This window comes from Paenibacillus sp. IHB B 3084, assembly GCF_001447315.1.
Classification (GTDB): Bacteria; Bacillota; Bacilli; order Paenibacillales; family Paenibacillaceae; genus Paenibacillus.
On sequence record NZ_CP013203.1, the window covers coordinates 621,008 to 647,467 of the forward strand.

24 protein-coding genes and 2 pseudogenes are annotated in these 26,460 nt (G+C 43.1%); 7 read left to right on the top strand and 19 right to left on the bottom strand.

What is annotated here, in order from left to right; genetic code table 11:
• Window positions 1–129 precede the first annotated feature (129 nt).
• The 3 genes from licT to ASL14_RS02905 form a co-directional block, all read right to left on the bottom strand.
• Complete coding sequence (gene licT / locus ASL14_RS02895) at window positions 130–987, bottom strand: BglG family transcription antiterminator LicT (protein WP_134910383.1); 858 nt, start codon at window positions 985–987, stop codon at window positions 130–132.
• 213 nt (window positions 988–1,200) lie between these two features.
• Window positions 1,201–1,536, bottom strand: coding sequence for a carboxymuconolactone decarboxylase family protein (locus ASL14_RS02900; RefSeq protein ID WP_134910384.1), 336 nt, complete (start codon window positions 1,534–1,536; stop codon window positions 1,201–1,203).
• 68 nt (window positions 1,537–1,604) lie between these two features.
• Entirely contained in the window at window positions 1,605–1,991 is a 387-nt protein-coding gene (locus ASL14_RS02905; protein ID WP_134910385.1) for a tautomerase family protein, read from the bottom strand.
• A 111-nt stretch (window positions 1,992–2,102) separates the two neighbouring features.
• On the opposite strand from ASL14_RS02905, the gene ASL14_RS02910 reads away from it, so the two are divergent.
• The gene (locus tag ASL14_RS02910; RefSeq protein WP_134910386.1) at window positions 2,103–2,978 is read left to right on the top strand and encodes a LysR family transcriptional regulator; all 876 of its coding nucleotides are present in this window, start codon (window positions 2,103–2,105) and stop codon (window positions 2,976–2,978) included.
• Between the two features lie 159 nt (window positions 2,979–3,137).
• On the opposite strand, the gene ASL14_RS02915 is transcribed toward ASL14_RS02910, so the two are convergent.
• The 4 genes and pseudogenes from ASL14_RS02915 to ASL14_RS02930 form a co-directional block, all read right to left on the bottom strand.
• Entirely contained in the window at window positions 3,138–5,054 is a 1,917-nt protein-coding gene (locus tag ASL14_RS02915; RefSeq protein WP_134910387.1) for a PTS fructose transporter subunit IIABC, read from the bottom strand.
• Between the two features lie 68 nt (window positions 5,055–5,122).
• Window positions 5,123–6,034, bottom strand: a complete 912-nt coding sequence (pfkB, locus tag ASL14_RS02920; RefSeq protein ID WP_134910388.1) for a 1-phosphofructokinase — start codon at window positions 6,032–6,034, stop codon at window positions 5,123–5,125.
• 2 nt (window positions 6,035–6,036) lie between these two features.
• Complete coding sequence (locus ASL14_RS02925) at window positions 6,037–6,783, bottom strand: DeoR/GlpR family DNA-binding transcription regulator (RefSeq protein WP_134910389.1); 747 nt, start codon at window positions 6,781–6,783, stop codon at window positions 6,037–6,039.
• A gap of 311 nt (window positions 6,784–7,094) precedes the next feature.
• A pseudogene (locus ASL14_RS02930) lies at window positions 7,095–7,372 on the bottom strand (O-methyltransferase); the annotation flags it as partial.
• Here ASL14_RS02930 and ASL14_RS02935 point away from each other — a divergent pair.
• Window positions 7,373–7,813 (top strand): annotated as a pseudogene (locus ASL14_RS02935) (DNA alkylation repair protein); the annotation flags it as partial. It abuts the pseudogene before it with no gap.
• A 132-nt stretch (window positions 7,814–7,945) separates the two neighbouring features.
• Window positions 7,946–8,317, top strand: coding sequence for a DUF4183 domain-containing protein (locus tag ASL14_RS02940; RefSeq protein ID WP_223264173.1), 372 nt, complete (start codon window positions 7,946–7,948; stop codon window positions 8,315–8,317).
• 124 nt (window positions 8,318–8,441) lie between these two features.
• Here the strand turns inward: ASL14_RS02940 and ASL14_RS02945 are convergent, their stop codons facing one another.
• The 5 genes from ASL14_RS02945 to lpdA form a co-directional block, all read right to left on the bottom strand.
• Window positions 8,442–10,136 carry a methyl-accepting chemotaxis protein gene (locus tag ASL14_RS02945; RefSeq protein ID WP_134910390.1) on the bottom strand — a complete coding sequence of 565 codons (1,695 nt, stop codon included), beginning with the start codon at window positions 10,134–10,136 and terminating at the stop codon, window positions 8,442–8,444.
• Window positions 10,137–10,465: 329 nt separating this feature from the next.
• A complete protein-coding gene (locus ASL14_RS02950; RefSeq protein ID WP_223264174.1) occupies window positions 10,466–11,200 on the bottom strand; it encodes an ABC transporter substrate-binding protein in 735 nt (244 codons plus the stop codon).
• A 47-nt stretch (window positions 11,201–11,247) separates the two neighbouring features.
• Window positions 11,248–12,404, bottom strand: a protein-coding gene (locus ASL14_RS02955) for an IS3 family transposase (RefSeq protein ID WP_248844508.1) whose coding sequence is annotated in 2 segments (ribosomal slippage) — window positions 11,248–12,149 and window positions 12,149–12,404 — 1,158 coding nt in all. Because the reading frame shifts where the segments join, the coding sequence is not laid out codon by codon here.
• A 73-nt stretch (window positions 12,405–12,477) separates the two neighbouring features.
• Window positions 12,478–13,677: a helix-turn-helix domain-containing protein gene (locus tag ASL14_RS02960; protein ID WP_223264175.1), complete on the bottom strand. Its 1,200-nt coding sequence runs from the start codon at window positions 13,675–13,677 to the stop codon at window positions 12,478–12,480.
• 120 nt (window positions 13,678–13,797) lie between these two features.
• Window positions 13,798–15,183 carry a dihydrolipoyl dehydrogenase gene (gene lpdA, locus ASL14_RS02965; RefSeq protein ID WP_134910391.1) on the bottom strand — a complete coding sequence of 462 codons (1,386 nt, stop codon included), beginning with the start codon at window positions 15,181–15,183 and terminating at the stop codon, window positions 13,798–13,800.
• Window positions 15,184–15,379: 196 nt separating this feature from the next.
• Here lpdA and ASL14_RS02970 point away from each other — a divergent pair, with 196 nt between their 5' ends.
• Window positions 15,380–15,946 (top strand): TetR/AcrR family transcriptional regulator, encoded by a 567-nt coding sequence (locus ASL14_RS02970; RefSeq protein ID WP_134910392.1) that lies wholly within the window; start codon window positions 15,380–15,382, stop codon window positions 15,944–15,946.
• A 144-nt stretch (window positions 15,947–16,090) separates the two neighbouring features.
• On the opposite strand, the gene ASL14_RS02975 is transcribed toward ASL14_RS02970, so the two are convergent.
• Window positions 16,091–16,969 carry a radical SAM/SPASM domain-containing protein gene (locus ASL14_RS02975; RefSeq protein ID WP_134910393.1) on the bottom strand — a complete coding sequence of 293 codons (879 nt, stop codon included), beginning with the start codon at window positions 16,967–16,969 and terminating at the stop codon, window positions 16,091–16,093.
• 229 nt (window positions 16,970–17,198) lie between these two features.
• On the opposite strand from ASL14_RS02975, the gene ASL14_RS02980 reads away from it, so the two are divergent.
• From ASL14_RS02980 to ASL14_RS02990, 3 genes are read left to right on the top strand one after another with little or no spacing between them, the layout of a single operon-like run.
• Window positions 17,199–17,954, top strand: a complete 756-nt coding sequence (locus ASL14_RS02980; RefSeq protein ID WP_134910394.1) for a helix-turn-helix domain-containing protein — start codon at window positions 17,199–17,201, stop codon at window positions 17,952–17,954.
• A gap of 17 nt (window positions 17,955–17,971) precedes the next feature.
• Window positions 17,972–18,622 carry a GNAT family N-acetyltransferase gene (locus ASL14_RS02985; protein ID WP_134910395.1) on the top strand — a complete coding sequence of 217 codons (651 nt, stop codon included), beginning with the start codon at window positions 17,972–17,974 and terminating at the stop codon, window positions 18,620–18,622.
• Window positions 18,619–19,623 carry an alpha/beta hydrolase family protein gene (locus tag ASL14_RS02990; RefSeq protein ID WP_134910396.1) on the top strand — a complete coding sequence of 335 codons (1,005 nt, stop codon included), beginning with the start codon at window positions 18,619–18,621 and terminating at the stop codon, window positions 19,621–19,623. Before ASL14_RS02985 ends, ASL14_RS02990 begins: the two co-directional genes overlap by 4 nt.
• Window positions 19,624–19,662: 39 nt before the next feature.
• Here the strand turns inward: ASL14_RS02990 and ASL14_RS02995 are convergent, their stop codons facing one another.
• The 6 genes from ASL14_RS02995 to ASL14_RS03020 form a co-directional block, all read right to left on the bottom strand.
• The gene (locus ASL14_RS02995) at window positions 19,663–20,544 is read right to left on the bottom strand and encodes a hypothetical protein (RefSeq protein ID WP_134910397.1); all 882 of its coding nucleotides are present in this window, start codon (window positions 20,542–20,544) and stop codon (window positions 19,663–19,665) included.
• 97 nt (window positions 20,545–20,641) lie between these two features.
• The gene (locus tag ASL14_RS03000; protein ID WP_134910398.1) at window positions 20,642–20,956 is read right to left on the bottom strand and encodes a CD3324 family protein; all 315 of its coding nucleotides are present in this window, start codon (window positions 20,954–20,956) and stop codon (window positions 20,642–20,644) included.
• A 326-nt stretch (window positions 20,957–21,282) separates the two neighbouring features.
• Window positions 21,283–22,134 carry a sugar phosphate isomerase/epimerase family protein gene (locus ASL14_RS03005; protein ID WP_134910399.1) on the bottom strand — a complete coding sequence of 284 codons (852 nt, stop codon included), beginning with the start codon at window positions 22,132–22,134 and terminating at the stop codon, window positions 21,283–21,285.
• A 92-nt stretch (window positions 22,135–22,226) separates the two neighbouring features.
• Window positions 22,227–23,768: an MFS transporter gene (locus ASL14_RS03010; RefSeq protein WP_134910400.1), complete on the bottom strand. Its 1,542-nt coding sequence runs from the start codon at window positions 23,766–23,768 to the stop codon at window positions 22,227–22,229.
• 27 nt (window positions 23,769–23,795) lie between these two features.
• Window positions 23,796–24,896 carry a beta-galactosidase BglB gene (bglB, locus tag ASL14_RS03015; protein ID WP_134910401.1) on the bottom strand — a complete coding sequence of 367 codons (1,101 nt, stop codon included), beginning with the start codon at window positions 24,894–24,896 and terminating at the stop codon, window positions 23,796–23,798.
• A gap of 244 nt (window positions 24,897–25,140) precedes the next feature.
• The gene (locus ASL14_RS03020) at window positions 25,141–26,430 is read right to left on the bottom strand and encodes an ABC transporter substrate-binding protein (protein ID WP_134910402.1); all 1,290 of its coding nucleotides are present in this window, start codon (window positions 26,428–26,430) and stop codon (window positions 25,141–25,143) included.
• Window positions 26,431–26,460 lie beyond the last annotated feature (30 nt).

Consider the following 26,460-nt stretch of genomic DNA (forward strand, 5'->3'; position numbering starts at 1 on the left):
GCCTGTGTAATCAAAGAAAATGATCACTGCCATTCATTTAGGTATCGCCTGCTTAACCAGTAACAATCCTTATATTTAAGTTGTGAGCCTACTATAAATCACTCAGAAATCGTTTGCAAGCTTTTTTTTCTAGGAACCAGCCATATCGTTTCTGGAAGTCACACGCTGTATATGAATCGTCAAGTACACCTTTTCATCAATCGACATAGCACTTTCATGCTTTAATTCCAAATATTGATTAATCAAATGGGTACATTGAAAAGCCTTCGTGTATTTATCTTTGACCTGCTCATACAAGAAGTTGTCGCCTGAAGCTCGTTGCTCTTGTTCGTTACTCAGCATTCTTTGAGCAAAGTATTGTAAATGGGTAATAAACCGGGAATAGCTGAATGAAGTTTCATCCAATGCCAGCTGATAGTAATCGGTTACAATGTTGAAAATGTCATCAATGACCTCCGTAATCTCAACCGTTTGCTTCATTCCCTGACCGTCTTGCCTTGCATTGACAAAATGCATGGCAATAAAGCTTGCTTCATGCTCGTCCATTTGGATGCCAAATTGAGCATGGATGATGTCCAATGCATTCATTCCGATCATAAATTCTTTTTTATAAAATTTTTTAATTTGCCATAACAGTGAATTTTTAAGTCCCACGGATTTTCTGTACCGAGAGATGGCAAATTGAATATGGTCAATCAGAGAAATATAGATATTGTCACTAAAAATATCTCCCATTTCCTTTTTTGCGCTGCCTACAATTTCATCCGCCACCTTTAAATACTCTACAGATGTTTCCCCAATAAGATCTATTAATTTTTGCGGAATTTTATCGGACTTTAATACAAAGGTTTTTTCTATTTTTTCCTCATCGACCCTCTGACCATTTTTCTTTTTAAAGCCCAAACCATTCCCTATGACAACAAATTCATGACCCACCTGATTTTCGACTCGAATAACATTGTTGTTAAAAATTTGCCGGATGATCATTTATCTGCTCACCTCATTGATGTAATGACAAAGTTTGTAATAACAAAAAAACCAAATAACGACTAAATCAATTAGTCATTATTTGGGTATCGCCTGCTTACCAGTAACAATCCCGAAGGGCACTTCACCCCTCATTCAATTACTCTTACTATACCGCTTTCAAAGCAGAATAACAAATACAATCATGATTAAAAAACCTTTTTAGGTTCATGCTTAACTCTCTTTTTCTTTGCAAAATACGTCTTTGGCAATTTGAATAGCTGAGGCGGCTCGGGGCCATCCTACATAAAAGGCAAGCTGTGTGATTACCTCGACCAGTTCTTCTTCCGATAATCCGTTATCCTTGGCCAAATTCAGATGATAGGGAAGCTGACCCCCATGCTCACCCGCTACCAACGCGGAAATGGTTATGAGACTCCGTTCTCTGAGAGATAGCTCGCTTCTTCTCCATACATCGCCAAAAAGAACGTTCTCCGTATAGTTCACAAAAGCGGGCGCAAAATCCCCAACCTTTTCCCGTACACTCGATGGGATTAATTTATGCTTCATTTTTTCAACACTTCCCTTCGTTCCTGATGTTCAGTTATGCAGATCGTATGCAGATGTGCAGTTTCCAGCTATAAAATCATCTGGGCAAGCCCGTTGCCAAAGGACCAATCCTCTAATTCCGTTTCCACCAGTGTTACAAATACATCCTCCGGCCTGATCTTGCATTCGGTGGATAAGAGTTCGGCTACCCTTTGGTAGAAGCTCTTTTTTTGTTCCGTACTTCTGCCTGATCCGAGCGTAATTTGGATATAGAGCAGCTTGTCTGTTCTCGGTACCTGTAAATAATCCGGACTGTAATAAAACTCGCTCTGCTTATGAGCATGAAAAACCTGAAAATAATCTTTTGCCGGCACCTGAAAATGTTCGATCAAAGCGTCCATGATACAGCGGCTAATCCCAGGTAGCTCCTTCTCTGTGTATTGATCCTCCATGTAACCTACTCGTACAAATGGCATGTTCATCTCTCCTGTCCGTCTGGATAAGATGATTTTACCTCATCCTTTTTCATCTGTATAATTGAAAATAATCATAAATATATTCATTTTTACCGATGGAGATGAGTGTTCATGGATCTGAAAGAGCTAACCACGTTTCGTACCATTATTGAAGAAGGAACCTTCTCAAAGGCTGCCGCCAAATTAAACTACGCACAGTCTACAGTAACCAGCCAAGTTCAGAGACTGGAGAAGGAGCTGGGATTTCAGCTTTTTAAAAGAGGATGGGATGCGGAATTAACCGCTGCGGGTAAATGTTATGCAGAAGAGGTAGATGGACTTATTCAGCATTGGAATTATGTATTGGATCAGGCTAATTCTCTGAAAAAAGAGGAAATCGGCACGCTGCATATCGGGGTAATTGAAACGGTAGCGGCTACCGTGCTGCCCGAGGTCCTGCGTCAGTTTCGGGAGCATAAGCCGAATATGACGTGCCATTTTACAGTAGGAAACACAGATGCACTCTCGAATGCTCTGATGGAGAACACGCTTGATTTTGCAATTTGCGGGGAACCATACTCGATTCCTTCCCTGCACTTTGAACCTGTGTATCACGAACAGATTGCTTTTATCGTATCCCGTGATCATCCCTTTGCGGCCAAAAGCGAGGTTCATCTAGAAGACCTGTACGAATACCCGCTGATCGTTGGAGGGAAGAACTGCCTGTATCATATTCGGCTGGAAAAAGAGCTTTCGCGCTTTCCGTCGATGCCGTTTTTTTATATTGTCAGTCAAATCTCATCCATACCGTCATTTGTAAAAGCAATTCCTTCGGTCGGAGTAATTCTATCGTCGTTACCTGTGTCGGAAGAGTTCATCACGATTCCACTACAGTTAACAGACCCGGCTATTCCCGTTGGACTATTACACAGCAGCCAGCACCAGCAATACATGTCTTCGGCGCGAAAGCTGCTGATGCAACTAGTTAAGGAGCTTTATATGCGATAGCTCCAATGCAAAAACTACTAATAAGCTATATGCGCAAGCCAACTTAGCATAAAGAAAAAGCCGCCAAACACTCAGAAATCTGGTGTTTAGCGGCTTTACTATTATGAAAACCAGAGGGAGTGTGTCCCTCTTCTTATTTCTTTATTTTTGTGATGCCAGTTATTTCGCTTCGAGCGGTTTTTTCCACAGTCCCAGAATGAGCGCGGAAATCACAGAGCCAATCGCCACTGCAAGCAAGAACAGCAAAGCATGATTGGCAAGAGCTGCTACAAAAATGCCGCCATGTGGAGCTGGGAGATTGATTTGCCAAAACTGCGTCAGACCACCAGCAATCGCTGAGCCTACAATACAAGAGGTTAGGACACGCAGAGGGTCAGCAGCTGCGAATGGAATTGCTCCTTCCGTAATGAAGGACAACCCGAGTACATAGTTCGTCAAGCCAGACTTGCGCTCTTGCTCAGTAAATTTATTTTTGAAGAACGTTGAAGCTAATGCGATCGCCAGCGGAGGTACCATACCGCCCGCCATAACAGCAGCCATCATAGCTCCGTTCGTGTTACCGCTGGAAGTAAAGACACCGATCGAAAATGCGTATGCCGCTTTGTTGAAAGGTCCACCCATGTCAATCGACATCATTCCACCCAGGATCAGACCCAGAATAACCGCATTACCTGTTCCTAAATTGTTCAGAACATTGACAAGCCACGTATTAATACCACCGAAAATCGGATCAAACAGGTAGAACATAATCGCGCCTGTAATTAGTAGTCCAAATACTGGGTATAACAAGATTGGCTTTAAGCCATCCAGCGTTTTCGGCAGACCTGCAAAAGCTTTACGCAGGAAGATAACCACATAACCAGCCATGAAACCTGCTGCCAGACCGCCAAGAAAGCCTGCATTAGAGTTTACAGCCATCAGACCACCAACCATACCTGGCATCAATGCCGGACGATCCCCAATACTCATCGCGATAAATCCGGCCAGTATCGGAATCAGGAAGTGGAACGCACCTGTTCCGCCGCCAATCGTTTGCAGCAGCTTAACGATTGGATTCTCTGCGCCCGCCATCTGTTCGAACAGGAAGGAGATGGCCAGCAAAATCCCGCCGCCTACAACGAACGGTAGCATATGAGAGATACCGTTCATTAGATCCTTGTAAATTTTACTGCCGACGCTGGCTTTTTCTGCTTTCGTCTCCTCCGTGTTCCCATTACCTTCACTACGGTAGATTGGAGCATCGCCGTTTAGCGCTTTGCGGATCAGTTCTTCAGATTTACGAATACCGTCACTTACCGGTCTTTGCAATACAGGCTTACCGTCAAATCTGGCCATTTCAACCTTTTTGTCAGCTGCGACGATTACACCTTTGGCACGACGAATTTCATCCGCTGTCAGTACGTTTTGCGCACCTTCCGAGCCATTCGTTTCTACCCGGATATTTACACCCATCTCTTTCGCTTTCTTAATGAGAGCGTCTTCAGCCATATACGTGTGCGCAATGCCTGTAGGGCAAGCGGTCACCGCAACCACAAACTCGTCAGAATCCGGATTACCAGCGATAACGTCCGGCGTTTGCTGTGCTTTGGCAGCCTCTTTTTCTTTCTTGGCTGCTTCTTCTTCCGCCTGCTTGGTATCAAACAGCTCGGATACTTCATCCGGTGTTTGCGCATTCATCAGCTTTTCGATGAAATCGGTATCAATTAACAACCGGGAAAGTGCCGCCAGTGTGCGAAGATGCGTATTCGCTGCTCCCTCTGGGGCTGCAATCATGAAAAATACGTTCGCTGGCTCACCATCCAACGATTCGAAATCTACACCTTTACTGCTTTTTGCAAAAACGACAGTCGCTTCATTCACAGCTTTGGTCTTGGCATGTGGCATCGCAATGCCGCCACCGATTCCTGTGCTGGATTCTGCTTCGCGTTTGTAAATCATTTCTTTGAACAATGCCCGGTCATTAATGCGTCCGCTGGCTTCGAGACTGGCGATGAGTTCCTCAATCGCCCCGTCTTTTGTCGTAGCCTGCAAATCCATGATCATCGTTTCTTTAATCATCAGGTCTGTTATTCTCATTTTTCACACTCTCCTAAGTTCGGTCAGCGTGTGGACACACGCATAATAAGCTCATGCTGTAGCAGGGATTACCATTTTGAAATCGCAACTTGCGGCCGTAATTGTTCAATTTTCTCTCTGGTAGCCAGATCATCGGAGAATGCGGTTGCGCTTCCGGATGCCACTCCTGCACGGAATGCTTCGATCGGATCGCCAAGAAGAGCCAGCGTACCCACGAATCCAGCAATCATCGAATCACCTGCGCCTACAGAATTTTTAACCGTTCCTGCTGGTACATTTGCGTGATACACTTCATCTGCCGTAATGAACAAAGCCCCTTCTCCTGCCATGGAAATCAGTACATTTTTTGCACCTGCTTCCAGCAGCTTACGGCCGTAAGTGACGATCTCCTCCTTTGAATTAATGGTTACGCCAAACAACTCAGCCAGCTCATGGTGATTCGGCTTGACGAGCAGTGGCTTATGAACCAGTGCCTTCATCAGCGCGTCACCTGTGGTGTCGATGACGAATTCAGCCCCAGTCTGCTGGCATACGCTAATCAGCCGATCGTAGAAGTCTCCTCCAAGTGACGGCGGGATACTTCCCGACAAGACGACAATGTCATTTTTCTGGAGACCTGACAACTTCTGCACCAACGCATCCGCCTCATGCTCACGAATCGCAGGTCCCAAACCGTTAATTTCCGTCTCATCGCCATGCTTGAGCTTAATGTTGATCCGAGTGTCATCTTCGATGATTACAAAATCAGTTTTAATGGATTCTTCCCGCAATGTATCGTTGATAAACCTGCCTGTGAATCCACCGAGAAAGCCAATCGCCGTGCTGTCTGCTCCTAATTGGTACAGTATCCGGGATACATTAATCCCCTTGCCACCCGGCAATTTCAAATCTCGTTTCATCCGGTTCAAATCCCCAAGCTTCAAATCGTCAACTTCCACGATGTAATCAATAGAAGGGTTCAGCGTTACTGTATATATCATTGTTATCCCTCGATTATTTTAGTTTTCTGAGCAATGGATCGGCGTGAGCGTTCAGGCACCGATTCGCTAATAAGAATAGCTTCCTTTAGTTCGAACAGTTTGGCGAAGGTAACTTCTCCAATTTTACTGGAATCTGCCAACACATACGTTTTGCCGGACAGCTGGTGGGCCCGCCGCTTAATCAGCGCCTCTTCAGGATCAGGAGTGGTATACCCCATTTCCACGTCTACCCCGTTCGTTCCCAGAAAGCACTTGTCGAATCGAAAATTGTCCAAATTCTGCAGGGCAATACTCCCGATTACGGCTTTGGTATGAATTTTCATCATCCCTCCCAGTAGATAGCTTCTGATTCGCTTGCTTACCAGGGCTTCTACGTGGGATAGGCCATTTGTCACGACCGTCACGTCTTTAGCTTCGATGTAAGGAATCATCGCCATCGTTGTTGTTCCCGCATCCAGATAAATACATTCGCCATCCAAAATTTCTTTGGCGGCTATACGGGCGACTACATTTTTTTGTTGAACGTTTTTGAATGTTTTTTCTTCCATGCCAGGTTCCTGACTTTTCTGATTCAGCAAGGAAGCCCCGCCATGAATCCGCTTTAGCAACTGACGGGCTTCAAGATCGATTAAATCACGCCGAATCGTTGATTCAGAAGCGCCCAACAGATCGACCAATTCCTGTAACTTTACAACACCGCGTTCTTGTAAGCGCTGTATTATTAACTTGTATCTTTCTTCCGTCAGCATCTTCATTCCCCCAACTTGTTCATATCGTACCATAAACCTCACAAAAAACAATCATTTTTCTTCAAAAAGATTCAAAAAACTTCATTCCAACTTCATTTTTTTACAAAATGGTGAATTCCTGCTCCAATCATCATGATTACGTTTACATTTTAAAGAAAATGCATCTACTTTTATGTAAATTCATTCTTCTTACATAGGAATTCAGCAGTAAACGTTCAAAAACGTTCTGATGCTTCCTTCAGCATCATTTTACCACAACAAAAAAGCTAAACACTCAGGTTGTCCCCCTGTGCTTAGCAGATTTTCGCCAATTAACCATTTACGATTCCGATCACGAAACCATCATAGCCTTTGCTCCCTACCGTCTGAATGGCTGTAGCTGTAATCCTCGTTTCTTCAGCCAGCAAGTCGTAGAACTTCCTTACCCCCTGTACACGAGGGTCCGTACTGAAGGCTTGAATGACTTCTCCTTCCCGGATGACGTTATCGCCAATAATCACCGTGCAGGATGCGAAAAACGGAGTGCCCAAGCTAGATACGATGGATTATTCGGTTTATCTGCATCAATAAAGATAAGATCAAAGGGGATGTAGATCAGAAATTGGCGGGTATTCGCCCATTTGCAGCGGATTCGCACTTTGGAGTACGTGAAATTGCCTGGATGGCCGTGAGAGAGCCTATTTCCAAGCAATTGGTTGACGCGCTTGATCTGTTAAACGATTGGGTACGGGATCAGGATGCTAATATACGTCGTTTTGCCATCGATTTGACCCGGCCACAAGGTGTCTGGGTCAAGCACATTCCTAAACTGAAAGAACACCCGGAGCTGGCACTTCCACTTTTGGAAGTAGTCCAATCCGATCCTGCCAAATATGTTCAGGACTCTGTGGGCAATTGGCTGAATGATGCCAGTAAAACCAATCCCGAATGGGTGCTTCAAGTGTGTGCTGCGTGGCTGGAGACTTCGGATACGAAGGAAACCAAACGAATTGTCACCCGGGCCCAAAGAAGCTTGATAAAAAAGCAGTAATTAGAGACTCTTCCCCATCCAATCCATATCCAGATGATAGACATAAACTAAACTATGAGATATATCTGGAATATTAGGAATGGAGGAGTTCCTATGTCTATTATTTGAATACGTCTGGAAGCAGACAGTATAGTGAGCGGAAACATTAATGTCACAACGAATATTAATTTCACTCCTGTTGTTAATCGTTATACAGCTACCGTAGTGCTGGGCAACATCGTGGGAGGAGTAACCACCATTCCGGCACAAAGCTTCACGAATGATAGCGGTGCTTCAGTTGCTGCCAACGGACTTACGGTTCCGACAAGCAGCGGCTACTACAATATATTCGTAGGTGGCACTTTGCAGCGAGGCGGATTAACGACGCTTACCGCTGCTAATTTAATTATAAATACAGGCTTGATTGTTGGTGCAACGGTAGTCCTGGAGGTGATTAATTTCAACACTAGCGCCTCCTCAACCTCTGTCAACAACGTCACAGTGACGACTACCATAAGTGACTGAGCTGACTCATCATAAAATAACCATAAAAAAACCGCCAAACACAGGGTTTCCCCTCGTATTTAGCGGTTTATTTCTCTATGAACCAAATGATTTATCGGAAATGTATACACGTTCTGCACGAAACCTAAATCTTGAAGTTCTCCACCAAAACCTGCAGCTTCTCGGCCAGTGAGGAGAGGAGCGATGCGGAGGATTCCACTTCTTGCATGGCGGCAAGCTGTTGCTCCGAAGAGGTGGACAGGGACTCCGCCCCTTCAGCCGTATGATTAGAGACCGTAACGATATTCTGAATGGCTTCAACGAGCCCTTCGCAGATCAGCGCCAACTCCCGGACTGTGGCTGATATTTGCTCGCTTTGGGCAGACATATCGGATACGGAGACTTCGATCTCAGAGAAGGAGCGTCCGGCCCATATGATCAGCTCCTTGCCCTGCAGCATTTCGTCCGTGGAACGCTTCATAGTTTCTCCCGCCTTGTCGATTTGGGGGATAATCAGACTGACCAGCTCGCTGATTTGTCTGGCGGATATGGCCGAACGTTCGGCCAGCTTGCGGACGGAGCCGGCGACAACGGCAAAACCCCGGCCTTCTTCTCCGGCGCGCGCAGCTTCTATCGCCGCATTCAGCGACAGCAAGTTGGTCTCCTCGGCGATGCTGGCGATGGTGCCGACGATGTTCTCAATCTCCTTGGAATGACTGCTAAGCGTATCAATAATGCTTGAGAGATCACCAATGCTTTCCCTCACAACTCCCATTTGGGAGGTGGTGGAATGCATCGATTCCTGGCCAAGACGCGCTTTCTGAACATTATCGGCGGCCTTATTCATCGCGATGTCCGCATTGCCAGCAATATTGCTGATGAAGCGTGACATATCCTGAACGGCTTTATAGCTTCCTTCCAGGTTCTGCAGTTGGGTATGCGCCCCATCGGCCAGCTCAATCGTAACATTCACACTGTGCTCTCCAGCACGGTTCGTTGCCTGGGCGCTGGCAGACAGCTCCTGAGAGGAAGAAGCGACCAGCATGGAGGTGTGATTGACCTGAGTAATCAGGTTGCGCAGGTTCATTGTCATATCATTGAAGTCGCGGGCCAGATTCCCGATTTCATCCTTGCTTTTGAAGAGAAGTGGTTCATGGGTAAGGTCGCCCTTTGTAATAGTGTTCACAGAGGTTGACAGCTTGGTAAGCGGACTTACCATACGGCGAATCAACAGGTAAGCGACAAGGATAGCCACGATGAAGATGGAGCCGCCAATAATGAAGGGCTGAACAATAATATCCAACGTCCGTTCCTGAATTAACGAGCCGTCAAAATTGATAGCCATCAGTGCAACAATGGGCTTGGTGGGATCATGGTCCTGATAAATGGGGCCATATCCGGTTTTGAGCGAGGTTCCTTCATATGTATAAACCTTGGAGTATGCGGAATGCTTCATAGTAGTTATCATTTCCTTGTCTTCGTCCGTGAAGTAGAAGGAATCGCCAGCTTGATAGCCTCTTTGCTTGAAGTTGGCATCGGCGGCGAGAATTTTTCCATCCAGAGAGAGAATGAAAGCCTCTTTAAAAATAGGCTTATGTGCTACAATCCAGCCGATTCGGTCTTCAATGGCAGCAAGTTTGCTGTTATCTCCACTGACCAGAGCCGATATATCCGCAGGATTTATAAGGCCAGTCGTAATATTGGCGCAACCCACCAGCTCGATCCCAGCAGCTTCATCCACTTGATGGTAAGCGGTACGATATCCGAAGTATCCAATGGAGGAGCCTACGAGAAGCAGTATGATGAGCATCATCCAAGTTAATTTTGTTGCCAGCTTCATTATTTGAACCACCAATCCTGACTCTAATAAATTTTTGTGACAATCAGTTTTTCACTGCTACGATTATAGCCTATCAACACTTACTATAATATGGCATTCCGGTGTCGGAATATGTCGTTTTTTGTGAGAATAGTCACTGTTTTTTGTAAATGGGGACGTTGCAGCGAGCGGCAGTCATTAATGGCGCGGTGACGACAACAATAAGCGAATGAGGCGAGAGCTACGTTGAATAACGATAAAAAAACCGCTAAACACAGAGGTTTACCCTCGTTTTTAGCGGTTTTTTTTCTATGAATCAAATGTTTCATCGGTAACAGCTGTATTCAGCTTTATTTTTTGTGGGCTAATAAGAGATTAACTATGGTATCCAGTTGAAGCTCCAACGAATAAGGATCTTCCATCACAAACTCATCCCCTTTATCGCTGAATGAGCCATACATATAAACCTGTCCTTTTTTTACAGCCGGAAGGCCTTTCCACAGCTCACTATTCAGAACTTGATTGGCCCCTTCATCTTCAGAACCATATACAAAGATATGATCCCCTGTGTACTTAGGCAAAGCCTCAAGCGAAATACTTTCGAATCCTTCTTTCATGTGCAATGCTTTCTTCGTAGGTGGCAGCTTTAACATCTGATAAATGGTTGGACTTCCGTAATTTCCGCCTTCTGCCGCTAAAACATATACTGATTTGTTCGCGACCTGCACGATCGAAACCGTCTCTCCGACCTTAACGATACCGTCAATTTTCTTTCTGGCCTCTGCGACTTTATTCTCATATTCAGTGATCCACTGCTCGGCTTCTTTCTCCTTGCCAAAGATTTCACTGATTCTGCGGAATTTATCCAGCGGCCCCGCTGTAGATTCGCCCTCCCAATATGGCAGGAAAACGGTAGTTCCAACCTTTTGGTAGCTATCGATGTTTTTTTCTATCGAACCTATGATTAAATCCGGTTGCAAAACCGTCAGTTTCTCCAGATTCATAGGAAATTCGCCGAGATCCTTGATTCCGACCAACTTCTCTTTGGGATATCCTGATTTATCAATCCAAGCCTCATTCAGCATAAAGCTTGGACTACTGTCAATAGAATGGACACCCCAAGTCGAGAACTTCAAGCGGGTTTTCGGTACAATCGTTCATACTGATTTGGAGATACATAACCTAGGGAAGAGTGGATTCGTTTCCCATTATAAAAGCATGTAATATATTCGAAAATCTGCTTCTTTGCCTCACGACGGGTTTTGTAGTGGTCTAAGTAAATCAGTTCCTTCTTTAGAACGCTGTGGAAGGATTCGATACAGGCGTTGTCATAACAGTTCCCCTTGCGGCTCATGCTGCCTTTCATATGGTACTTAACCAGCTTAGCTTGATACTCGTGAGATGCGTATTGGCTCCCTCGATCCGAATGATGCAGAACCCCTTTGCCCGGTCGTTGGACACGATATGCTTGGTCAAGGGCCTGAATGACTAACTCTTTAGTCATCCGAGAATCCATGTGGAATCCTACGATTTTGCGGCTGTACAAGTCCATCACGCTCGCCAAATAAAGCCAGCCTTCATCGGTGGGAATATACGTAATATCCGTCATCCACACCTCGTTTGGAGCCTCAGCAACAAACTGTTGGTTTAAAAGGTTCTCATGAACAGGCAGTTGGTGTTTGGAGTTCGTAGTTGCTTTGTATTTTTTCACGGTTCTGGACGTTAAACCAAGCTCCTTCATGATTCGCACTACTGTTTTTTGTGACACGACAACTCCTTGCTGAACCAAAGCTTTATGAATCTTCCGGCTGCCATACAAACGGCGTGAATCCAAGAAGATCCGGCGGATACGTTGTAAAAGCTTTTCCCGTTGTTTTTGTCGTTCTTTATGAATCGTTCGAGTTTGTACCCATCTGTAATAGCCGCTTCGTGAAACACCAAACACCGCACACATCTTTGCAACACGACACTGGAAGCGGTGATCATATATAAAAGAAAAGATCAGCGTCGGTCTTTGGCAAAGTAGTGCATCGCCTTTTTTAGAATATCGTTCTCCTCTTCCAGATCACGAATGCGTTTGTGGAGTTCTCTTGTGGCTTGATCCTCTGGCTTCAGGTTCCCACTGCCAGGGAAAGCCTGTTTCCCATCTTGGTTGTGTTCAGCTACCCAACGATACAGCGTGTTCGCGGAGATGCCCAATTCTCTCGCTACTTGAGAGACAGGTTTACCTTCTTCTTGAATCATTTGAACGGTTTGAACTTTAAAAGCCTTGTCGTAGTTTTTACTCATAGGGAAGCACCTCGAATGTGTTTGATTTTATTCTCGCATTCTCGATTCTCGGTGTCCACTTTTTAGTTTAGCATCAGCTTCTGACTCCTACCGGAATAATTCCCAGTTTCAAAAGATGACCCATATACTGATCAGATGCAACTCGTTTCGGGTTTGCAGGTACTTCTACATCTCCTTTTAGTGTCGATACTGTTCTTGTCTTTGCTTGCACTGTCACTTGTCCATCGCCATTGGATGATGTCGTTGTAGGATTAGCCTCTGTCTGCGAGCTTCCATTTGTATTGGCAGGAGCTGAACAAGCTCCCAGCATCAATGATAAACACAGCATAATCATCATGGCGGTTATTTTGACTCTTCCGTGCATAAATAAATCTCCCTCCGCGTTATACCGATATTGATAATCAATATCAGTATAACGTGTGAAAGGTGTCTGCTGAAGGGCATATGTTAGCAACGTTTGGGGCATATCCTGATCTTGCTTCCTGACATGATGCTGCCGTTCTTTTTTGAATCGTACAGGAGAAAGTCCCTTGTATTTCTTGAAGCTGCGGCTTAATGAATGAGCATCCGGATACCCCACACTCTCCGCAATTTCCTGTAAAGTGGCGTCCGTCTGCATTAAAAGCTGAACTGCTCGATCTATCCGTACCTGACCCAAATAATGAATCGGACTGGTATGCATTTTATTCTTGAACAGCCTTGATAGATGCCCGGTGCTACACTCCAGTTCCTCTGCAATGGACTCAAGTGTCATAGATCGGCTGGAGTACTCACGAATATATGCTACAGCCTGCGATACAAGGTCGGGCTTAAGGGGTTCAATGCCCTGCCGATACAACTGCTGCAACAGCTCATATACTAATTGTTGAAATAAGGCTTTGACATGCAGTTTTCCAAGTCCGGAAGCTTCACGCCATTCTTGCTCCAACAGCTTTACTTTATCATACAGGGGCAGCGGGTAATGAGGTGCGAAAGCATACTGATTCTGAAAAGGATTTTCCTTTTCCAACAATTGTGCAATCTCCTTGCGACAGGTCAGGGCCAACGTTGCCTTGTACAGAATGATGTAATATTCAAGCACATGAAAACGCTCCACCTTATGAATGCTGTCGTCCAGCCGCACTCGCGCACTTCCGCGCAGAGTATACAAGAAAGCACTAGCCGGAAGACTATAGCTCCGCAACTCCTCCCCTTTACTCATTTTCTTATGACGAACATCCATCACTTGTATAAAAACATGATTCCAGAGCAAGATGTGATCATTTAATTTCATTGCTTTTGTCCAGCCCCCGATCCAAACCATCCACGTACCTGATCGCATTCACATTCAACTATAATACATTATAGTTGATAATTATTCTCACAGGCAATGAAGTGATTTTGTACGGAGCCTCTACTTTGTACTGTCCATTTTTCTGACCGCGTTCTCCGCAGCCTCCATAATTACTTCTCCCAGTGTGGGATGGGGATGAATGGTTAGAGCCAAGTCTTCTACGGTTGCGCCCATCTCGATGGCTAGAGCAAGCTCCGAAATGAGTGTTGACGCCTCGACACCCACGATTTGCGCACCCAGCACGACTCCCGAGTCCTGTTTTGCTACGATTTTGATATACCCCTCTGCTGCTCTCAATGCCAATGCCCTGCCATTAATCGTAAAAGAAGCTCTGCCAATAACAATCGGTAAGAATTTTTCCTTGGCTTCTGTTTCACTTAGGCCCACACTAGCCAGCTCCGGTTCAGAAAAGACAACCAGCGGTATGGCTTTATAATCCACTTTAGCAGCCTGACCTGCAATCGCTTCTGCCGCGATCTTCGCTTCATAGGAAGCTTTATGGGCAAGCGCTGGACCCGTCGTAATATCTCCAATGGCAAAAATATGCGGAATAGCCGTTCTACACTGCTCGTCTGTCTCGATCAATCCCCTGCTCGTCACTGGCAAGCCAATGCGCTCCAATCCTAACCTGCCATCCGTATTGGGTTTTCTGCCTACAGTAACTAATACAAACTCTGCGGTGACATGATGCTGCTCCTGATCTTTTGAATAATGCAGCGTAATGGTATCCGCATTCTGTGCGGCTTTCTCGGCTGTCGCCCCAGTTACGATGCTTACACCATCTGTTTTCAACTGCTTAACAACAGGGGCCACAAGGTCCGTCTCAAATCCCGGCAGTACCCGTTCCCCTCCCTCCAGAATCGTTACCTTTGTTCCAAATTTGGCATACATCTGTCCAAGCTCAACGCCGATATATCCACCGCCTATGACGACTAGACTGGTTGGAACCTCTGAAAGCGAAAGCGCCTCTGTAGAAGATAAAATACGCCCTCCGAACGGAAATGCATTCAACTCGATTGGACGGGAACCGGTTGCCAATATGGCATACTTAAAGGAAATTGTTTGTTCCGCTCCATGTTGCTTGATGATGGCAGTATGCTCTTCAACCAAGCTTGCCTCCCCTTCCAGAATGCTCACTCCTGCCGTTTTCATTAAATAGCCGACTCCGCCTGCCTGCTTAGTTACAATCCCCTGTTTGAAAGCTTGAGCATTCACGAATGACGCTGCTGCATCTGTCTGACTGAACTGCCTGAGTGCCTCATAGCGATGTGCTTCGGCAATTAAAGCTTTAGATGGAATGCAGCCCACATGCGTGCAGACTCCACCTAGCTGACTGCGTTCGACAATCGCAGTCTTCATTCCAAGCTGAGAAGAACGCAATGCCGCCACATAACCTCCCGGACCTGATCCAATGACCAGTGTATCTACAGATTCAAGCTTGCTCATAACCAAATACCCCCTGTTAAAATAGCCTGATTTAAATATGATGATCATAATATATTATAGTCATCATATTTAAAATACGTCAATAGTCGTGATCAGCCATGCTGAAGTTGTCGTGGCAAGAAGACCAATTGACACGTTTTATTATGATGGTTATAATATTTTGAAGTTAGCATTATGAAGCCGTGGAGTGATTACAATGCCTTATCCAAAAGGCCATAAGATGAAAGTGCGGAGTAAGATCGTTGAAAGTGCTGCCCAGGCTTTTCGCGCCAACGGTATCCACGATGTAAGTGTGCCTTTTATTATGAAAGGCGCCGGATTAACTCACGGCGGGTTTTATTCACACTTTGACAATAAAGAACAGCTAGTCGCCGAAGCCTGTCGCTATGCCGTCAGTAATACCCTTGCACTTCTTCAGAAGGCCGTTGACCAAGAAAAGCAAGATCCCAAAATTAATGTTGTCATCGACTACTATTTAAGCACCCATCACCGTGATCGAACAGAAATGGGCTGTATTATTCCTGCCCTTTCCGTAGAAATAGCCCGTTCTTCCGAAGAAATCCGGCAGATATTCACGCAGGAGCTGGAACGAATGATTACGTTTATCTCCAATTTGGCGGGAATGGATCTGTCCAAAGCTAGGGCATTGTTCAGCAGTATGGTCGGTTCTCTTGTGCTTGCACGTTCTGTTAATAATCCTGAACTGAGTGACAGCCTTCTCTCAGCAGGCAAACAACACGCCAAAGCGCTGGCTAACAGTTGAATGTGAACATGTTTCACGTACGCAAAAAAGCCGCTAAACACCAAGAAATCCTTGTTGTTTAGCGGCTTTTTCCTATGGATCTAAACTCCAAAACGGGGGTAGCGATCGGTCAGAGATTCGAAGTCTCCACCTGCCAAATCTCAGTTATGTTCCAAATCGTTTACGGTAACCGCATTTGCGGCACAGCTCTTCCACCGCTTCTCTCTTGGAGAATCCGAAGTACAGACGGTTTGCACGCTCCCCTTCCACAATGTCGGAAAAAGATTGTTCGTGCACGTTACCTAAATTAATGACACCTTCTCCATCAAGACAGCAAGGGACCACTGTTCCATCCACCAATACCGCCGCCTGGCTACGGAGTGCATGGCAAAAGCCTTTTCCGTCATCTTCCGGGGCGCTGAGGCTCGGCCATTCAAATTCATGATCCTGATTCAAATAAACGTTTGGTGCGATTTTGACCCCACTGCCCGGTATCACTTTTTCCTCAATCCGATAGTCCAGTCCAAACTCTTGCTCCAGTTGTTCAAGTGTTTCCCGGTTGCGCTGACGCTGCACATTAGTCAAATTATCTTCAGTCAAGTTCCAGAGACGGAACGAAATAATGACATTGTGTTTCACCGCTTCTCTTACAAACGTGAAAATATTACCCAAATATCCTTCTCGATCCACGGAGCCTTCATGCCCGTCAAAACTGTGGAGAGAGAAGTTCATCTGACGCAGCGCTGGTTGCCCAAGCAGCTTATGTCCGGTCTTCGGCAGCAAGGTACCATTGGTGGTTATATTGACCTTCAAGCCTTTCTCATGAGCACTTTCCAGCAAAAGATCAATTTTCGGATGGAGCAACGGCTCTCCTTTTACATGCAAATAGATGTAATCCGTATGTGGTTTGACCTGATCAAGCACATTTCGAAAGACTTCCGGATCAATAAATTTTTTGACACGCTGTGTTTGAGGACAAAAACTGCATGCGAGATTGCAAATGCTCGTTATCTCAATGTATACCTTTTTAAAAGTTTTCAACATGATTTCCCCATTCTAACCTTCATCCAGAGCATCTTGTTTATGCTCACTAATCTTATGATTATAACGGGTTATCACCGACAGGTAAACTCTCCAGTCTCCCCCTTGGTGTGGGCATCAAATGCTCGACACATACGCCTATCCAAAATTTGATTTGTTATTTTCTATTGACCCTAGGTCTGACCTAAGGTTTATAGTGGAGTTATTCAACTACCAGTAAGGAGTCCTGTCATTGAAAGAACACATTACGATCAGCCAGCTTGCTCAGCTCATGAATGTATCTGTACATCAACTGCGATATTTTGAAGAAAAGGGAATCCTATATCCATCACATACTGAAGAAAATCAATATCGGATGTACGGGCTTCATGAGATTTATCAGCTTTCGCATATTTTATTACTACGTAAATTAAATGTCCCTGTCGGTCAGATTCAAGAATGTATGACTTCCTATGCTGCCGATGATTATAACCAGCTTTTAGAGCAATCGTTGCAGAAGGTACAAGCTGAAATAGCTAACTTGAAGATGCATGAACAGTTTATTCACAAAATGTTAGAAGAACATAATAATCGGACCCAGCAGGGCGATGAGTATCAGGTCAAACGATTAGGTCCCCGTCATTTAAAGCTATGGTTTGCATTGGAGAATGGTCAAGAGCTCACTGCCGGAAACCTATTTAAACACCGCCCTGCCCCACCTCGATTATTTGAAAATGACCTGCATTACTTGTCTGATGCCGGACAGGTGAAGCTATGTTATGAAACGGCGGATGTGGCTGACTATATTCTGGAAGAAGGCAACTATCTTTATAAGCATCTTTCCGTCATTGAAGAACCTGAGATTGATTATGAAATCAAACAAATGGAACGATATGTAGCTCATCATCGATATAACTGCCAAAGCAAGATTGTTCTAGTAGAAAAATCTTATCTTTCGATGTTCGACAACAACAAGCTGCAATATGAAATTCAAGTTAAAGTAGAATAAATCTTGGAGGGCGTTACATGAGTGCAAAATCCTTTGACATTGTTGCATACCAGAAACAAGACCATGAAGCTGTTTGCAGTCTTTTAGTTGAATCGTTTAAAGCAAAATTCCAATCTCTTGTTACACTGGAGGATCAAGCTATACAGCAGTTGTTAATGAAAGTTTGGGTTCAGAATCCTTATTCTACATCTATGAAACAATTTGTAGCCAAAGAGAACGAAGATGTTGTCGGTGTTCTTTCCCTCAAATGGAAGGCCCCCTCCTCTTCACTTCCTAAAACAAACCCCATTTCTTTAGCTCCGCTCCTAAAACAGTTTGGTTGCTTCAATGTATTTAAATTTTTGACAGGTATGCACGCGCTGGAGTATACCCCCGCTGCAAATGAGTGTTACATTGATCATTTGGCGATTCGTTCAAGTCATCGTAACCAGGGAATAGGACGCCGTCTTCTAGCTTTCGCACAGCAATTTACGGTTGAATCTGGTTTTCATGCATTGACGCTCCATGTAGCGCATAAGAACCAAGGGGCTATCCGTTTGTATCACAAACTGGCGTTTGAAGTAGAACAATCCAAGTATAATGGGTTACGGCATTTTTGGTTCAAGGAGCCTGTATGGTATCTGATGAGTTGGAAAGAGAATCTGCATTCGAGGAGAGAACATCGTTGAAAAAAACATTCAAGCTTACTTTTGGTATTGCGGCAGCTCTGGCTGTTGCCTTGATACTAATTGTTCTATATCAAAATTCCTACAAGATGACAGAAGAAAAAATACAAATTAAGACACCTAAAGGGCTGTTAACAGGTACATTAGCTTTGCCTAAGAACTACTCGGGAAAGGTTGGATTGGTTGTTTTTGTCCATGGGGATGGTCCTATTAATGACACATATGATGATGGATACAAACCACTGTGGGAAAAGTTCGCTTCCAAGGGTTATGCCTCCCTGTCACTGAATAAGCCCGGTATTAACAGCGCTCCTGGCAATTGGCTCGACCAAAGCATGGAGGACCGCGCACAGGAGATCCGATATGCAATAGACTGGGCAAGAAGCTTACCTGTAGTTGATAAGCAAAAAATCGGCCTATGGGGAGCCAGTCAAGCAGGATGGGTCATTCCGAAGATCGTTAAAGAGGAGCACAATATTGCTTTCAGCATCCTTGTATCGCCTGCCGTGAACTGGATTTCCCAAGGACAATTTAATACCAGAAAAGAAATGGAACAAGAAGGAGCTACTCCGCAAGAAATTCAAAAGACATTGAACTACGATCAAGAAATTCTACAGTTACTGAAAAAACATGCTTCTTATGAAGAATATCTAAGCATAGCCGATCCTGACGATATGATTTCCAAAGAAAGATGGAGCTTTATAGGCAAAAATTTTCTGTCTGATTCCACCGAAGAATTAAGTCACTTCCATTCTCCTATACTCTTGGTTCTGGCTGGTAAAGATATTAATGTTGATGTAAAGGATACCGAGCGAGTATATCGCCAAAAAATACCTTCAGAGCTGCTGTCCGTGATTCATTTACCTGAAGCCGACCATTCCATGATGGATGAAAAAATCGCGCGTTCAAAATCTCTAACTTTTTTAACAGCCGTATTCGCCCCAAGAAAATTGGTGAATGACGAGTACCTGAAAATCCTTGCCGATTATGTCAGTCAGCGTTAAACAATGATGTTCTTTTTTGCCATACTTCTTTTGAATATGCTAATGAAAACCCCATCGAAAGATAAAAGGACTGACCGGAACCCACAAAAATTCTTTCTGCACCTTTGTCCTTGACTCTTTTATGGCTTCATAAATAACGGCTTTTCCAAGCCCCATTTTACTATACTTAGGTATCGTACCTACCGGCTCCAGTATTCCTATTTTATTTAGCTCGTCGTACCAGAGAGTAGTGAAAGAAGCAACTTCATTGTTTTGATCCAGGATGACTACATCCAATTCCGGTATATAATCAGGGGCATTTCTCAATGATATATAACATCGTTCAGCGACATTATGATCTAGATAATCGCCCTTGTAATACCCAAATGCTCTTCCATGAGCAAACCCTTTTTCAAAATCCCCCACTTCATTCGCATCCGAAATTCTAAACCCTTTTGGTAATTCTACCTTTACATCATGGGGTACATTCATATAGGACGTCGTTTCTTTCCCATCCTGCAAGATATAACTTCTTTTTTTCAAAAGCTCCTTAAGTTGTTCTCCCTCCTCGTTTACGATTAAATCTAAAGTGGTTACTCCCTCATTGTGTAAAGCTAATTTCATTTCAGCATAATCTATTAATTCATTTAGAAATTCATTTGAAAAATCTCGATCTGCAAGCTGGAAATAGGCTTCACCTATGTTACCTTCTCCTTCCGGGTGAACAACAGCAACAATTTCTTTATGCTCATCCTCCCAAATCCCAACAGTCTCAGGCCACATTTCAAATGTATTGTGCATGATTTGTCCCCAATATCTACAAAAATTCCATCGATCTATAAACCAATTTTTGAGGTTGGGGCTACTTTTGAGGGAGTGTTTCAAAAAATCTCTAATCCTTAAAAAGTCATGCGTTTCGAATTTTTTCTGAGTATACTTCATTATTTACCTCCTGCTCTTCTGCAATGACCTTATTGTAAAGATTCTGGAAGTTTAGATATATGCCAAGTTCTTTTATCAAATGTTTGTAACGTTATACTTATAAGAGGACAACAAAAACCCACAGATCATCTCTGCGGGCACATTTTTTATTTTTTGAATATACGATTTTCTTAATGCGGTCTACAGACAGTCCGTATTGTTCTGAGAGTTCGTCAATGGGCACCCTCTCGCTGAATCTTGCACGTATCTCTTCGTTCCGAATGAGATAATAAAGGGCTGCGCCTGAGCTTTCTCCCCATCTCCGACGCTCACTTGGACGACTTGGGATATAAATGAGTTCTCCTTGTATATACCGCTGAACTTCCTTAAGCAAATCATCAGGAAGTAGATCAGTTGCCTTCAAATAATTCATGTAGGGCTCGCTCCTTAAAATAAATTTTACATTTTAAGGGCAAAGCCTGCGTCTGCCAATAACTAATCCTTACAGGCGAAATATATTCGCTCCATACCATGCTTCGCCTTGTTTATTCCGCAGGCTTTGCATGGAGCAGATTGAGTACGAAATCAATGATACGATACATCGTTCCCCCTCCTTTTTGACATCATATTGGTTTTCACTTAGTCCAGTTCAATGATTAGGAACTCAACTCATGTTATTGTAAAATGCGAACTGCGATGAAACAACGATCAAAGTTACACTCGCGAACAATGGGTTGCTAGTGCTACTTGCAGAGACGTTCAGTCAACATGGAAAGAAGCATATAACCCATTTATATAAGCAACGCTCTTGTCGATATCCTGTTCCTTTGTTTCTTCTAATAGAATATTTATATAAGGTTTCTTATCTTTTAATAATTTCAGTAGAAAATTATAGTTTAATATCCCTTTTCCAACAGGCACGAACTTTATCCCATTATCCTCAATAATTAAATCCTTTGCATGCATAATCACAATTCTGTCTCCAAAAAGATCAAATGCTTCTTGGAAAACAGATTCCTGGTTTTGATAATTATTCAGGGAAATAAAGTTAGCCGGGTCAAAGATGACTTGAAGATTATTAGACGGAACACTATCCAGCAATCTTCTCATCCGCTCCGGTGTATGAATAGGATGATTAATTCCTCCCTCAATTCCCACGATTACACCGAACTTTTCTGCTTCCGCTACAAGCTCTCTGACATTTTCCACTACATCCAAAAAAGGCTTTTCAGAAAAATTTTCTTCGGTATAGACAATCTCTGGGTTTACATTCCCAGACTCGGTGCCAACAATGCTGCAGCCAAAATCACGGGCAAACCGGATATGCTCCTTGAATCGATCCAATTCTTTTCTTCTTTGACTTGGGTCAGGGTGGATCATGTTGATGTAGCAACCTAAAACCGCTATTTGTACATCTTTTTTTCGAAAAATACTACTTATATAGTGAGCAATGCCAGGACTAAAACTTCCTAATTTTGTATTTACATCATTTAGCGATTTACTTACGGCTAACTGAACGGATGTAAGTCCTTTACTTGATATGATATTCACCGCTTCTTGTAAAGGAACGTTTTCAATATCATGTGCCCGGATTCCTAAATTTGCATTCATAACCGTCCTCCATTTATATAAAGCCGCATCACATGAAATCCATGTGATACGGCTTTATTGACTTGATCATTTCAATTCACCCATGTTCACACTTATACTATTACTTCATGTTTGGTTTCATGATTATCTTTATATTTTATAAGATTTTCATACCCCACAGTGTTATTTCCCCATGTTTTTTCATATTCCCAGCCTGTTAATTGTTCAAAAACTTTTCGGGCTTCCGGTGTAACCTCTTTTTTAGAGCCGCCATTTTTCAAGCGTTTAATTTCATCCATCAAAACAACATGATTTTCTTTAGTTAATTTGTAACGATAGGAGACAATCAAACCTCCCACCAAAAAGAAGAGCGTACCAAACAGCAAGATAGAAATAATAGTTGTTACAGCTGAAGCCGGTTGTGATGATTGTCCGGATACAAAGCCTGCTTCTTGCAGTGCAACACCTACTAAAAAGACTGCTAACGCCTGTGTCCCTTTTCTGATCAAACTCATTACACCGGCGAACACACCTTCACGTCTTTGACCAGTTAAAGCTTCATCTACATCTGGAATAAATGCGTAGTTGTTCCAGGGGATGTAGTTCAAACCACCGCGTCCCAACCCGCAAATTCCAATCATAGCAAACAATAAAACGGTGTTATTTAGCGTTCCAGTGACCTTTAATACGATAAATCCAATAACTCCTGCGATAAAGAGAGTAATTGCAGTTCTATACGCCGGGGCAGGATTCAATTTAATCGTTAAGGTAAGAGCAATCCATACACCAAAAAGCTGCATGACATACATAAAGGTTAATAAGTTGGATGCGGCAACGGCATTTTGCAGGAGAGCAAAAACAACAAAATAAGTAAATACGGCGTTGAATACATCCTGACTTAAATATCCACCCAAATACATACCCAGATGGTGGCGGAATGTTTTTACTCGTAAAGTCGAGAATAAATCCGCATAGATCTTATGAACATTTTGTAAAAAAGTTCTATTACCAATCACTTCCCCTTCAGGTATTTCTTCGAGAGGACGTTCCCATGTATTTCTGTAAAGCAGTGACAATACCACTATAAATATGACAGTGAAAATAATACCTGAGTACAGGAATGTAAGAGGATCATCCTTACCCAATGCTTCCACAAGACGGCCAGGAATAAATGCAGCGAATACAGCTGAAGCCTGAGCAACAAACATTCTTGCACCTGTAAACTTCGAACGTACTTTATAATCGTTACTCATTTCAGCGGCAAGTGTATCATAAGGAATTAAAATCATTGAGTACACAATTTCAAACAAGATATAGGTTAATAAGTAATACCAGTAAGAAAAACCGGAAACCCAAATTGCTGCATAGACAAGTACAAGTGGAATGGCGGCTAATATAAAGAATTTTCGTCTTCCAAAGCGTCGGCCAAGTTTTGTTTTATGAAAATTATCTGTAATATATCCCATAGTTGGCGCTGCAATCGCATCAACAATCCGAGCAATAGCGAAAATAGAACCTGCTTGAATGGCAGTTAGGCCACAAAAAGTTGTTAAAAAGAAAAGTAACCATGCTGCTGTCAATGCAAACGCGCCTGCCCCTAAGAAATCACCTAACCCATAGGACAAATAATTAATAAATTTGGGTTGTCTAACCACTTTATTCTCCTCCATTTTGGGGTTGTATTAGATATAAGTATGAAGATATTCGGATAGGCAAAGCACAGCAAGCGATTGTCCATAAGGCATGGTAGTCTGTCTGATTTCCTTGTAAAATTCTAAAGTATCTCCCATACCTGTTCCTACGGATACCCTTTGCAATGCTCCTTCTTTATTAATTTCATTGATAATTCCGCAAATAGCCTTGTGGGCTACTTCTTTATAGTCCTGGCTGATATACCGCTTATGAACGGATTTTAAAATTCCATATGCAAACCCAGCTGAAGCTGAGGCTTCCAAATAAGAGGTCTGGTCATTAATTAGTGTATGCCATAATCCGCTTACATCCTGATAGTTGGCAAGAGCTTCAATTTGCCTGTTCAATGTATCAATTAGGAATTCACGGAGAAAATCCCCCTTTTCCAATTCCAATATTTCAATAATCTCGGGAATCGCAATGGTAATCCAGCAATTTCCTCTTGCCCAAAGCGCTTCGGCATAATTATGGTTTTCTTCGAATGTCCAGCCGTGGAACCATAAGCCTGTCTTTTTGTCCGTTAAATATTTGATATGGATTAGAAACTGCTTTTTGGCTTCTTCCAGGTATTCAGGTTTGTTTAGCAGCTTACCGATTTTCGCCAAAGGCAGCACGGTCATCATCAAGGTATCGTCCCAAAGCTGATTTTTATTCTCCGGTCCATAGGTCATATGCTGTAACCCGTCTTCTTTTGTACGAGGCATATCATGCATTACCCATTCAGCCCAATCCTCCAAATAGGGCAGGTATGTCTGGTTTCCGGTATCCTCATATAAAAATGCCAATGTTAATAGCGGCGCCATCGTATTGACGTTTTTCGGCGGTGCACCTTCTTGGATCCTTGCATTGAACCATTCATTGATAATTTCCAAAGCTTTTTGGTCATTATTTAATTTACAATATTTGTATATTCCATATAACCCTACACCCTGAGGCCAGTTCCAAACATTCCAGCTTTTATCATCCACAATTAACCCGTCAAAATTGAGTAAAAATTCACCGCTTTGGTCTTTGATTTCTGTGAGATTATTCATTAATAAATGAATACGATCAATGACCTCTTTCTTTTCGAAAGCTTTTACCTGCAACACAACAATCCCTCCAAATAATGATCTCTTTATCTTGATTTGTCACCGCTTACACTCATACTGTTATTGTATTGAAAGTGCTTTCTTGAAACTATAAAAAAAACAGTGGATTACGTTTAAAAAACATACTTGTTTCAATACATTGTTATATCTACGGGATAACTCACGCTGGTTGCCAACGCAAAAACACCTCCAAGGTTATCTCCATATCTGACGATACGGATGAATTCTCTTGAAGGTGTTTTGATTACTTATTTTTTCCTAAGATCCTTTCAGCTTGTTTTCTAAAGGACCTCGCTCCATCTTCCGAAGTAATTTTCTTAAATAAAATCTGTTCGGATATATTATCAAGCGCTTTCATTATTTCCGAATGGCCCAGTGGATCAATCGGATCCGTGGTGCGTACATTTTGAGACACTTTTTCAACATAATCAAAGATTTTGGTTTCAACCTCGGATAATTCTGGCTTGATTCCTTTGATAACCTTTGAAGATACCGGGACACCTCGATCACCTTTGATCAACTTATTTGCTTCCATATTATTTACAAAGAAATTAATGAACTTGGCCGCTTGTTCTTTTTGTTTTGAACTCTTAGGGATTGAAAAAAACATACTCGGTCTTAAAAATAAAGAAGTTTCGTTCGCGTACTCAGGAGGCAGTTTGATGGATAAGGGTGCTTTAGCCGATTCGGCAAATCCTGAATATTGATTGGACCAGTTCCAACTCATTGCTGCATTTCCTGTTACGATAAATTCATCATGAATTCCTGCTATATGTGCTTGAACGTCTGGAGTCGGGAATGCCTTTGCATCAACTAACCTAAGCTGCCTTTTAAAGTAATCAACAAATAATTGATCGTCTGAATAGCCAAGGCCTGTACCGTTTTCATTATAAAGACGAGAGCCTTGTGTGCTTAAATAGTAAGGGAAAAATACATCGGCAGGGTACATTCCATTTGTACCATACACGTCTACAGCATTTTGGACCTCGATTGCTATTTTTTCGAAGTCATCCCAAGTCCAGTTTTCATCTTCAATTTTAATACCGGCTTCTTTTAACAGATTATCATTTGTAATAACAGAAAGGACGTTTGATCCAAGTGTGAAGCCGTATAATTTACCTGCAATCCTTCCACCGGAAATGGCGTTTTCATCAATGGAGCGAATATCAATCGTCCCATTTTTTATATACGGAGTTAAATCATCCAGTCGACCTTTTTCACCATATTGAAACAGGTAGGCTCTATCCATTTGAATCACATCTGGCAATTGGCTAGCGGCAGCCATTGGAGCAAGCCTCTTCCAATAATCCTCCCAATTTGCATATTCCTCTACAATTTTTACATTTGGATTTGCATTCTCATACATTTGAATAACTTTCAAGGTATATTCATGTCTGGATTGGTCACCCCACCAGGCTACGCGCAGGGTCACTTTTTCACTTTCTTCTTCATTATTTCCTTTATTGTCTAAATCGCAAGCAGCGACTGAAAGGAGCATTATAAAAGCTAATAATACCAAGCCAAACTTTTTCAAGCTTTAACCTCCCTTTTGCGAGTGAGCTTA